The sequence below is a fragment of the Bacillus sp. MUM 116 genome (assembly GCF_001866655.1).
In the GTDB taxonomy this organism is placed as follows: Bacteria; Bacillota; Bacilli; order Bacillales; family Cytobacillaceae; genus Neobacillus.
This window is the reverse complement of the sequence record NZ_MLYR01000112.1, coordinates 1-9633: the sequence shown is the minus strand read 5'-3', so window position 1 is coordinate 9633 and position 9633 is coordinate 1. Positions and strand designations below refer to the sequence as shown.

Here is a 9633-nt window from a genome sequence, read left to right as displayed (position 1 = left end):
CTAGGAAAAAAGCAGTTCATTTTTTCCCTCGAGGGGCAGGACGCTTGCACTGGACAATTCTCAAAGTCTATAAATGTATAAAATTAAGCTGCAATTCTATTAAGCACGCGGAAAGTATTTGCTATATACATCCTTTAACCTGGTTTTGCTCATTTGTGTATAAATTTGTGTTGTGGAAATATCAGCATGCCCTAGCATTTCTTGCACTGCCCTCAAGTCTGCTCCGTTTTCAAGCAGGTGAGTTGCAAAGGAATGCCGGAGCGTATGCGGTGTTAGGTCTTTTTCAATCCCCGCTTCTCTAGTAAGTTTTTTTAGTATTTTCCAAAATCCTTGCCGCGTTAATCTTCTTCCTTGATGATTTAAGAATAGTGCCTCATCCTGATGTTTTTTTGTAACAAACTGCCGTCTCCCATTCTCCAAGTAACGCCTAATCGCTTCCGCAGCTTTACTGCCTAATGGAATAATCCGTTCTTTATTCCCTTTTCCACTACATCGGACAAACCCCATTGTTAAATGAACATGATCAATATCAAGATCAATCAATTCACTGACACGGATTCCCGTTGCATAAAGAAGCTCAAGCATGGCCTTATCTCTCATTCCAAAATGATTATTTTCCTTTGGCGAGTCTAGCAATAATTCTACTTCCTCCAGACTTAATACCTTAGGAAGCGACCTTTCGAATTTAGGAGCTTCAATTAGGACGGAGGGATCTTGATCCGCAACTTTATCTCTTAATAAAAATTGATGCAGGGCTCTAATGGAGGCAATATGTCTCGCTATTGTTTTTGAAGATTTCCCTTGTTCTTTTAAAAAACTAAGAAATTGAACAATATGCGCACGCTGGACAAGATTAAATGAGGATATTCTTTCAACATTTTGCAAAAAACGGATATAACTCTTTAAATCTCGTTCATAGGACACGAGTGTATTATTGGATAAACCCTTTTCCACTAGTAAAAAGTGTATAAAATTTTTTAATTGATCTTCCATCATCTACTACTCCCCATTTAAATAAAACAAAATCAACCGGTTTAACCAAGTTAGATTTTCGTTCTTCACTTCACTGGAAACCTTTAATGCTGCACCCTCCGGCACATCATAGCGGTGATAATTTTGATATTCCTGACCTACCCACATGATACCATAATAGAAGAGAATCGTGCATCCAGTGAAAATGATAAAAACCTTTATGGTTTGAAATGCGATTTTAAAAAAAGAAACCATCCTGTTTTCCCCCAAATTGCTTCATAATACTAAAAGGTATGCCAAATTGTACAAGTTTTATACCTTTTTAAGCCTGAATTGGGAGAAATTTATTTAAATAGAAAAAGCCCTTTTATGTAAAAGGACTCGTTTATTCTTGCTCTGTTTTTTCCTGTTCGGTTTTTTTATCTTGGCAGCGGTAGCAAATGCCATGAAAGGTGAGACGATGATCTTTGATTTTAAAATTCCATCTGCGTTCAACTATTTCTTCTACATCTTCAAGGAGATCCTCTTGAATTTCATCCACAGCCCCGCATTCAATACATACAAGATGATGATGAAAGTGTGCCGCCCCCTCCTGTCGAAGGTCATATCGTGATACACCATCACCAAAATTAATTTTATCGACAATTTTTAATTCTGTCAGAAGTTCTAAAGTTCGATAAACAGTTGCTAAGCCAATTTCCGGCGATTTTTCTTTCACGAGGAGGTACACATCTTCCGCACTCAAATGATCCTCTTCATTTTCAAGTAAAACTCGAACGGTCGCTTCTCGTTGAGGTGTCAGCTTATAACTTGACGAGTGCAACTGTTTCTTTATTCTTTCTAGTCTAGTTTCCATCCCGAAGTCCCTCCCTCGCCACTGTTAATTCACATTATAACAGATGGGTAAAGAGATTCAAAATAAAATTATTATAAACAACAATTTATAAATATTATTAATAGGTAATTATTTTAAATTAGTTGAACTGATAATTGTTTTCATTAACCAAGGAGACATGTAAGCTTCAATTCCTGATGCAACGGAAATGAAAATTACTGCCGCCAATAGGGCAACAATATAGCGTTTGAAAAATGGCATGATAGGCTGCCCATATTTTTTTAAAAACTGCTTTTTAATCATCCTGATTGAAAAAATAACTGAAAATGCTGCCATAATAATAAACACTGGAATGATAATCAAATTTTGCGGAAGTATGGATACAAATGCAAGTAAAAATCCATTCCAGCCCATTTGACTAACTAAAAACCCAACCGTAAAGCCTACTACCATGCCCTTTAAAAATAAAAGAATGAGAATGACCGGCAAACCAATGATGGAAATTCCCAAAATCCACATGAGTCCAATAAATTTGCTATTATGAAAGAAACTTTGGAAAAATAAATCATTCGTTTCAGCTACTTTTCCAGTTGAAATCTGTCCAAAAAATTGTGATAAATAGTAGAATAAATCTTCTTTTTGCGTAATTCCCATGCTATTTACCACAATGGCACCAAAAATAACACCCATTAGGAATAACACGATTATAAATAAAAAAATTGAGGAATGCTCTCGGAAATAACTGGCGGCATCGGACTGGTACAATCGTTTCTTCATTTGCGTTTCCTCCCTATTCGGACAATCAATTATTACATACTTATGCTCTACCATCATTTCTATGACGAAAAAATTAATAGAAATAATAGTGAAAAGTGTCTGACCCTGGGGGTCAGACACTTTCGACATTTATCCCGCATTAACGGGCAGTAAGACCCCCACTTCAAGGCTTAGAGTGGAAACAGGAAGCATAAGTGGGGGATGAACTGCCCGTAAAAGCCCGATTGGTTCAACTAACAATCAGTGGGGGATGAAAAAAACCCCCCACTGATTGAAGTTTCACTTTATCTATTGATCCGCTATTTTTCCGTATTTTCCGCCGCCGCCTGCCGCCAGATTAATTTTTCCTTCTCTCGCTTTCAGGATCAATTCCGCAATTTTGGGAGGAACTACTTCTTTTAAGCTTTTAGCCGGGACCTCATGCAGAATCGCCATTTCACTGCCAAAATGATTAACGAGTTTTTGAAGTAACTTTGGTCCTAATCCGGGGATGAATTCCAAAGGTACTTGGTGAACATATGGCGGACGATTCGCAGATCCGGTTTCTGCTGTTTTTAATTCTAAAATCCTGTCAGCCACACCTTTAATAATTTTTTTGTTCCCGCAAAGTGTACAAATTTGATCACCCTCGTTTGCGGGATTTAAGCATGCTGCACAAACGGTCTTGTGATACTTTCCGAGCAGCGGGTCAAGTCCATAATTGGCAACAATCCTTCGGCCGTCCTCACCATTTAAGGCTTTTTGCAATTCCTTAAAGCTTGGCTCCTCCATGGTGATTACTTGATATTCTCGGGCAATTTTTGCGAGGGAATGCGCATCTGAGTTCGTTACAAATGTATATTTGTGAATTTCCCCTATTTTGTCCGCCATGTCTGTATCTGAACTTAAACCAAGCTCGATTCCATCAATTAAGTCTGGATTAAAAACCTCTGTTAAGGAACGATTAACGCCTTTACCATATAAGCTTTTAAATGGTGTAAATACATGGGCCGGGATGAAAATCCCGCCTAAGTCTTTAATCTTTTTTTGCAGCTCCATGCCAGTTACATATACCCGCTGTGAGCTTAGTTGAACATTTTTCAGGTTATTTGAGAGCCATGAGGAAAATTCCTTCATAATGGCCAGTGTTGGAAAAAAGCCCAGTATATGAATCGGTCCGTTACATTGTTCATCATAGATTTCCAATTCGGATCCAGGAATCACCGTTAAATCGCCAAAAACTAAACCGCCACCAGGATGCTCGGAAAGATCTCCGCTTTGAATGAGGTTTTCCATCTCCAAAATCACTTCTGGGGAATGGCAGTCAATAATCCCCACCATATTTAACCCTTTTTCATGTCTTGCATGTTCAATGATATTGGTAAAGGTTAAGGATTTGGCACCGGTAATTTTAACGGGCTTTCCTGTCCATGTCCTGCCAATATGAATATGTAAATCCACATAGTAATTTCTCATTATTTCGCCAGCGCCTCTTGTAATTGCAAATATTGAACGGCATAGATGGTTTTGGCATCATAGATTTTTTGGTCCTTCATATATTGAATAGCCTCTTCCAGCGTCAATTCCTCAATATTTACAAATTCATCTTCATCAAGTTCGGCTGAATTCTCTTTTTTTGAAAGTCCTTTTGCAAGATAAACATGAATGATTTCATCTGCAAAACCTGGTGAGGTATAAAAAGATGTCAGGAGCTCAAGGCATTCACAGACATAACTTGTTTCTTCCTCTAATTCTCTAAGGGCGCACTCAGCCGGATCCTCCCCTTTTTCAAGCTTACCCGCTGGAATTTCAACAATAGTTCGTTCTAATGCTTTCCTGTATTGTTCTACCATGATGATTTTATTTTCATCGGTGATGGCGATGATCGCCACTGCACCAGGATGTTTAATAATTTCCCGTTTCGCTTTTTTTCCATTTGGAAGTTCAACCTCTTGTAGCTCGAGTCTGACGACTTTTCCGGAAAAAATTTCTTCTGAATGAATTGTTTTTTCTTCAAGATTGTCCATTCTTGTCACTCCTGTTCTAATCCGCTAATCTACGCCATACATTTTACCATATTTTATGTGGAGGGGTATGGAATGAAGGTGTATGTACACGAGAAGGGCGTTATTCTTGCTGGTAAAGGATGGGAAATACTGCAAAAACTTAAGGAATATAACAAAGAATTTGTCTATGTTACTGACTGGGTTAATGTTGTTTCGCCAAAGTAATCGTTCCGTTTGTAGTCTCCCCTATTCTTTTATAAAATTATAGGAAAAGAACGGGGGGATATTTTGAAAAAAAGACAACTGGGTAATTCTGATTTGTTTGTAACTGAATTGGGTCTTGGCTGCATGTCCATCGGCACCGATGAAAAAGCGGCCTCCTATATTATTGATACTGCTTTAGATGAGGGTATTAACTACTTTGACACTGCTGATTTATACGATTTCGGAGTAAACGAAAAACTTGTAGGTGCTGCTTTAAAGCATGTACGGGATAAAGTGATTATAGCCACGAAAGTAGGAAACCGCTGGAATCGTGAAGGAACCAGCTGGTCGTGGGATCCATCCAAGCCTTACATAAAAGAACAAATAAAAAACAGTTTGAAAAGGCTCGGTACTGATTATATAGATCTTTACCAACTTCATGGCGGAACAATTCAGGATCCGATTGAAGAAACGGTTGAGGCGTTTGAGGAATTGAAGGCAGAGGGCTATATTCGTTATTATGGAATTTCTTCCATTCGTCCAAACGTCATTCGTGAATATGTAAAGGAATCGAAAATCGTTTCAGTAATGATGCAATATAGTATTTTGGACCGTCGTCCGGAAGAAGCGGCAATACCGCTTCTTGCTGAGCATGGAATTAGTGTCGTAACCCGGGGGCCACTTGCCAAAGGTCTTCTTAGTGATCGAATGCTTGACAAAGCTACTGAAAAAGGTTATTTAGATTATAGCTTGGAGGAACTGCGGGAATTATTGCCATCGTTGAAAGAAAAGGTTGCTTCTTCTCGTTCATTTACGGAGGTTGCATTACAATATAATTTGGCCAACCCGGCCGTTGCTTCGGTGATTGCCGGTGCGAGCAGTCCGGAACAGGTAAGAAGCAATGTGGCGGCTGTTAGAAGCAGGGCATTGACAGATGAGGAGATTGCCGTTATTAAAAAGCTGACAAAGGCAAGCGTTTATCAGGAACATCGGTAAAATGAAAACCCACTGGGCGTTGTCCAGTGGGTTGATTATTGTTATATGAAGGACATTTTGAACCCTATTTAAAATCTTTCCAGTTCATGCCGCTCTCGTTTAACAGCTCTTCAAACGATTTATTCTTTTCTTTTAATCTTCTTTCTTCCCGTTTTTTAAACTCTTCTTCCGCTTTTCTATTCTCTTCCTCAATCTTCAATTGCTCTTGCTGCTCTTTAAGCTGCTTCAGGAAATTGGGATCCATCATATCTTTTAGCGTAACGACGGATTCATCTTTTTTTGGTTTCTGTTTCGGTTGTTTTTTCACGCTTAGGCCTCCCCCTTCATACGAATTTTCCACTATTATACCACTTGACACAATAAAACAGCTTTAGATTTATCTTAAAAAAACGGGTGGAAAAAATTCTCTTTTTTTCATTGACACTTACGTCAAAATAACATATATTTTAAATTGACAAACACGTCAATTTTAAAAAAGGAGAGTGCAAAAAGAATGTCTCCACGAACACCTGAACAAAACGAAGAAATTAGACAGCAACGCACCAGCCAAATTCTGGGGGCTGCCCGTGAAGTGTATTTAGAAAAAGGATTCTTAGCTGCTGAAATTGGGGAAATTGCCAAAAAGGCTGGAATTGCCCGTGGTCTTGTTTATTACTATTACAAGGATAAATATGTATTATTCCAAACATTATTTGAGGGGACCTTGGCGGCAGCCGTGCAATTCGTAAGCACCAAATTAAAAAATGACCAGCCTCCACTGAAAAGATTACAGCAGTACGCCCTGCATTATTTGAATACCGCTGCACAAGATCCGGCAATGGTTCATTTTTTTCGCGATTTATACCAGGACATTCCCGCTGTATTTGGCGAAAGAGCGGATGAAATCGCTAAAAACTTCGTCCTTAATATCCACAAACCTTTAGCCGACACCTTCCAGGAAGCAATGGAGCAAGACATTATCCGCAAAGGGGATTCCTATTTATTCTCGCAAATTTTCTGGGGTGGGATATCAGGAGCAATGTTTACTATGACAGGTAAAGAATTAAAGCTGGAGGATGCAGAAACAAAGGATTTTATCCGACAAACCATGGATGTTTTGTTTAACGGATTTTTAACATAAGCTACAAAGGGGAGAAGGAAAATGAAAAATAACCGCGTTAACTGGATTATGGGGGCATTGCTTCTTAGTATCTTCTTATCATCCCTTGATCAAACCATTGTCACAACCGCATTGCCAACCATTGTAGAAAAACTTGGAGGCCTTGATATGATTTCCTGGGTATTTACCATCTACATGCTTGCCTCAACGGCCATTATGCCGATTGTCGGAAAACTCTCTGACATGTATGGCAGAAAACGTTTTTACCTAACCGGGCTAATATTGTTCCTGGGAGGTTCCGCCTTATGCGGGGCAGCGGGGACAATGGAGCAATTAATTATTTTTCGAGGAATTCAAGGGATTGGTGCGGGATTTCTTCTCCCCATTACCTTTACACTCCTATTTGGATTAATGCCGCAGGATAAGGCGGGGAAATTCCAAGCCTTGTTTATGAGTGTGTACGCCCTAAGTTCCGTAGTAGGGCCGACATTGGGCTCATTTATTACCACCCACTTAAGCTGGCGCTGGAATTTTTATATCAATCTTCCATTTGGGATCATTGCCTTTGCGATCCTGACTTGGGCCTTATTTGAGCAAAAAAATGAAGAAAAGAAATACGTCGACTATGTGGGTTCGCTTCTCCTGGTTATTTCCACCATTTCCATTTTACTAGCTTTAAAACTGGGCGGTGTGGACTATGAATGGTCTTCTTGGCAAATCATCGGGTTGTTTGCACTGGGTACGATTAGTATTATTGCTTTCTTTATCACAGAGATAAAGGTTCAGGAACCAATCCTTCCACTTAGTTTATTTCGTAATCGCGTGATTGCTTCTGCAAGTCTAGTAACGTTTATTCAAGGGGTTGTCATGTTTGGGGCACTTTTATATATCCCTTTATTTGTCCAGGGGGGATTAGGCGGTGATGTCGGAGATGCCGGTAATGCCCTAACACCGATGATGTTTTCGATTATGGTTGGGGCATCCATCAGCAGTTTTTTAATGACAAAGTTAAGCTGGCGCATTAATATGATTGCCTCAATGGTAGTTGCCGGAATTGGCTTAATTTTTATGACGGGTATGCCACTTAATGCCAATCAATGGGTAATGCGAATCGATATGGTTGTTATTGGTGCAGGAATTGGAATTTTAATGCCGATCGCCCAAACCGCTGTTACCGTTTCAGCAGAGGAACGGTATCGGGGAATTGCAACCTCTACGGTCACATTCTTCCGTTCCATTGGCGGAGTTTTTGGTACTGCCATCATGGCTACATTGGTTAACAGCCATATGCAGGCTGCCATTCAAAGCGAAGCCCCAAAATTAGGGGTGCCAGCCGATAAATTAGAAATGTTTACGGATCCACAGGTTCTCCTTCGTACAAGTAGCCAAATCCCGGGGCATATTCTATCCATGTTAAAAAATGCACTTGGAGATTCCATCCATCTTGGTTTCTGGTTCCTTGTAGGTGCTGCTGCCATTGGATTATTCACTGCTCTTTTTGCGGGGTCTGCACGGTTTGACCCTGTCGCCTATCAAAAAATGCAAGCAGCAGGGAAAAATAAGTAATAAAGCAGGCTAATCGCCTGCTTTATTTTTTTAATAAGCATCGACTAACACATTTTCATCCACAATTAAAGCGGCTTCAGTTGAGTTAACGACCTCTTCAACCGTGAATCCTTTTGCCACTTCAATAAGCTTTAGCCCGGAATCGGTCACATCCATGACAGCCCGCTCTGTGATGACCCGATTGACGACCCCTTTTCCTGTTAACGGAAGGGTACATTTTTTTAAAATTTTTGATTCTCCATGTTTATTGACATGTTCCATAATGACAATGATTTTTTGTGCTCCATGGACAAGATCCATGGCCCCGCCCATTCCCTTAATCATTTTCCCAGGAATCATCCAGTTTGCCAGATCGCCTGTTTCTGAAACTTCCATTCCCCCGAGGATGGCCAGATTGATATGTCCCCCGCGAATCATCGCAAATGATTCAGCACTGTCAAAATAAGCGGCACCGCTAATGGCTGTTACCGTCTCCTTTCCGGCATTGATTAAATCCGGGTCGACCTCTTCTTCGCCTGGATACGGTCCAATTCCAAGCAGTCCATTTTCCGATTGCAGGACCACTTGTTTGTTTTCTGACATATAGTTGGCTACAAGGGTTGGCATACCGATTCCTAAGTTAACGTAAAAGCCGTTTTCGATTTCTTTCTCGGCCCTTATCGCAATTCTCTCCCTGACAGTGACCTTTTCATTTGCCATTTCTCTCTCTCCTTTCGATTCACTAGTTTCTAACCTACATTGGATAATCCCTCTTGCCCCCGCCAATGAAATTTAAATCCTCTATAATGAAAATATGAATGTTGAAATAGGAAAATGATGCTGAATTCACCTAAAAAAGAACAATCATTGAATCTAGAATTTTTATGAATAATCATCCTCCCATTCATGCATCTTATTAGGTGTAACCATCTTGAAGGGAGTACTAATGATGAGCCAGAAACGTGAAAAAGGAAACAGCCAAAAGGGAAAAAACTATGCGGACTCAGCAGGCGGGGGCCAAAGGATAATGGCTGCTGAAGAGATGGAAAAAGCAACCCACCCAACAAAAAGACAAAATGCCGAACAATAAAATCACGAGAGCCGCGAATGGAGTTTGCGGCTTTTTTTATGTTACTATTTAAGAAAAGTGCAGGCGCCTTGATCAGGCTCAGGCATAGCACATGGCAAGCCGGCCGAAAGGTTGTTCTTTAACCTTTTGG

13 protein-coding genes are annotated in these 9633 nt (G+C 40.1%); 5 read left to right on the top strand and 8 right to left on the bottom strand.

Annotated elements, in window-relative coordinates; translation table 11 throughout:
- Nucleotides 1-99 precede the first annotated feature (99 nt).
- The 6 genes from xerD to BIV60_RS23755 all read right to left on the bottom strand — a co-directional run bounded on the left by xerD (nt 100) and on the right by BIV60_RS23755 (nt 4590).
- Entirely contained in the window at nt 100-993 is an 894-nt protein-coding gene (xerD, locus tag BIV60_RS23780) for a site-specific tyrosine recombinase XerD (RefSeq protein ID WP_071358193.1), read from the bottom strand.
- 6 nt (nt 994-999) lie between these two features.
- Complete coding sequence (locus BIV60_RS23775) at nt 1000-1227, bottom strand: YqzK family protein (protein WP_071358192.1); 228 nt, start codon at nt 1225-1227, stop codon at nt 1000-1002.
- Nucleotides 1228-1357: 130 nt separating this feature from the next.
- Entirely contained in the window at nt 1358-1828 is a 471-nt protein-coding gene (gene fur, locus BIV60_RS23770; RefSeq protein ID WP_071358191.1) for a ferric iron uptake transcriptional regulator, read from the bottom strand.
- A gap of 108 nt (nt 1829-1936) precedes the next feature.
- Nucleotides 1937-2584: a stage II sporulation protein M gene (spoIIM, locus tag BIV60_RS23765; protein WP_071358190.1), complete on the bottom strand. Its 648-nt coding sequence runs from the start codon at nt 2582-2584 to the stop codon at nt 1937-1939.
- 288 nt (nt 2585-2872) lie between these two features.
- Complete coding sequence (locus BIV60_RS23760) at nt 2873-4039, bottom strand: endonuclease Q family protein (protein ID WP_071358189.1); 1167 nt, start codon at nt 4037-4039, stop codon at nt 2873-2875.
- Complete coding sequence (locus tag BIV60_RS23755) at nt 4039-4590, bottom strand: NUDIX hydrolase (protein WP_071358188.1); 552 nt, start codon at nt 4588-4590, stop codon at nt 4039-4041. The genes BIV60_RS23760 and BIV60_RS23755 overlap by 1 nt, the downstream gene beginning before the upstream one ends.
- A gap of 72 nt (nt 4591-4662) precedes the next feature.
- On the opposite strand from BIV60_RS23755, the gene mciZ reads away from it, so the two are divergent.
- Entirely contained in the window at nt 4663-4794 is a 132-nt protein-coding gene (gene mciZ, locus BIV60_RS28755; RefSeq protein ID WP_083402421.1) for a Z-ring formation inhibitor MciZ, read from the top strand.
- A 63-nt stretch (nt 4795-4857) separates the two neighbouring features.
- Nucleotides 4858-5769: an aldo/keto reductase gene (locus tag BIV60_RS23750; RefSeq protein WP_071358187.1), complete on the top strand. Its 912-nt coding sequence runs from the start codon at nt 4858-4860 to the stop codon at nt 5767-5769.
- Nucleotides 5770-5833: 64 nt separating this feature from the next.
- On the opposite strand, the gene BIV60_RS23745 is transcribed toward BIV60_RS23750, so the two are convergent.
- Entirely contained in the window at nt 5834-6076 is a 243-nt protein-coding gene (locus BIV60_RS23745; protein ID WP_071358186.1) for a YqkE family protein, read from the bottom strand.
- A gap of 186 nt (nt 6077-6262) precedes the next feature.
- Between BIV60_RS23745 and BIV60_RS23740 the strand changes: the two genes are divergently transcribed.
- Nucleotides 6263-6889: a TetR/AcrR family transcriptional regulator gene (locus tag BIV60_RS23740; RefSeq protein ID WP_071358185.1), complete on the top strand. Its 627-nt coding sequence runs from the start codon at nt 6263-6265 to the stop codon at nt 6887-6889.
- Between the two features lie 21 nt (nt 6890-6910).
- Nucleotides 6911-8434: an MDR family MFS transporter gene (locus tag BIV60_RS23735; RefSeq protein WP_071358184.1), complete on the top strand. Its 1524-nt coding sequence runs from the start codon at nt 6911-6913 to the stop codon at nt 8432-8434.
- A 30-nt stretch (nt 8435-8464) separates the two neighbouring features.
- Here the strand turns inward: BIV60_RS23735 and BIV60_RS23730 are convergent, their stop codons facing one another.
- Entirely contained in the window at nt 8465-9133 is a 669-nt protein-coding gene (locus tag BIV60_RS23730) for a 3-oxoacid CoA-transferase subunit B (protein WP_071358183.1), read from the bottom strand.
- Between the two features lie 229 nt (nt 9134-9362).
- Here BIV60_RS23730 and BIV60_RS29890 point away from each other — a divergent pair, with 229 nt between their 5' ends.
- Entirely contained in the window at nt 9363-9503 is a 141-nt protein-coding gene (locus tag BIV60_RS29890; RefSeq protein ID WP_177177386.1) for a hypothetical protein, read from the top strand.
- The last annotated feature ends 130 nt before the right edge of the window (nt 9504-9633 follow it).

Bases quoted from the DNA above. Each gene is read 5' to 3' on its own strand.
- BIV60_RS23730 (WP_071358183.1), bottom strand. From the start codon at position 9,133: ATGGCAAATGAAAAGGTCACTGTCAGGGAGAGAATTGCGATAAGGGCC.
- BIV60_RS23775 (WP_071358192.1), bottom strand. From the start codon at position 1,227: ATGGTTTCTTTTTTTAAAATCGCATTTCAAACCATAAAGGTTTTTATC.
- BIV60_RS23760 (WP_071358189.1), bottom strand. From the start codon at position 4,039: ATGAGAAATTACTATGTGGATTTACATATTCATATTGGCAGGACATGG.
- fur (WP_071358191.1), bottom strand. From the start codon at position 1,828: ATGGAAACTAGACTAGAAAGAATAAAGAAACAGTTGCACTCGTCAAGT.
- spoIIM (WP_071358190.1), bottom strand. From the start codon at position 2,584: ATGAAGAAACGATTGTACCAGTCCGATGCCGCCAGTTATTTCCGAGAG.
- BIV60_RS23755 (WP_071358188.1), bottom strand. From the start codon at position 4,590: ATGGACAATCTTGAAGAAAAAACAATTCATTCAGAAGAAATTTTTTCC.
- BIV60_RS23735 (WP_071358184.1), top strand. From the start codon at position 6,911: ATGAAAAATAACCGCGTTAACTGGATTATGGGGGCATTGCTTCTTAGT.
- BIV60_RS23740 (WP_071358185.1), top strand. From the start codon at position 6,263: ATGTCTCCACGAACACCTGAACAAAACGAAGAAATTAGACAGCAACGC.
- xerD (WP_071358193.1), bottom strand. From the start codon at position 993: ATGGAAGATCAATTAAAAAATTTTATACACTTTTTACTAGTGGAAAAG.
- BIV60_RS29890 (WP_177177386.1), top strand. From the start codon at position 9,363: ATGAGCCAGAAACGTGAAAAAGGAAACAGCCAAAAGGGAAAAAACTAT.
- mciZ (WP_083402421.1), top strand. From the start codon at position 4,663: ATGAAGGTGTATGTACACGAGAAGGGCGTTATTCTTGCTGGTAAAGGA.